Source organism: Lentzea indica, assembly GCF_012184385.1.
Classification (GTDB): Bacteria; Actinomycetota; Actinomycetes; order Mycobacteriales; family Pseudonocardiaceae; genus Lentzea; species Lentzea indica.
In genome coordinates this window covers 1-379 of record NZ_VSRL01000621.1, presented here as the reverse complement: position 1 = coordinate 379, position 379 = coordinate 1, and the positions used below count along the sequence as shown (strand labels likewise).

Sequence of the window (379 nt, the reverse complement as noted above, 5' to 3'; positions counted from 1 at the left end):
CCAAGAGGTCCCACGACCCCGCGAATGCAACCCCTGCCGGGTATCACACAGACGCGGTTTAGCCTCATCCGCTTTCGCTCGCCACTACTCACGGAATCACGGTTGTTTTCTCTTCCTGCGGGTACTGAGATGTTTCACTTCCCCGCGTTCCCTCCACATACCCTATGTGTTCAGGTATGGGTGACCCCACATGACTGGGGCCGGGTTTCCCCATTCGGAAATTCTAGGATCTCAGCTCGGTTGACAGCTCCCCTAGACTTTTCGCAGTCTCCTACGTCCTTCATCGGCTCCTGGTGCCAAGACATCCACCGTATGCCCTTACTAACTTGCTACAAAGATGCTCGCATCCACTGTGCAGTTCTCAAAGAACAATCAGACA

Annotated in this window: 1 rRNA gene; it reads right to left on the bottom strand. The window is 54.4% G+C overall.

Annotation, left to right across the window (positions count from 1 at the left end):
- A 23S ribosomal RNA gene (locus FXN61_RS50010) occupies positions 1-332 on the bottom strand; the annotation flags it as partial.
- Positions 333-379 lie beyond the last annotated feature (47 nt).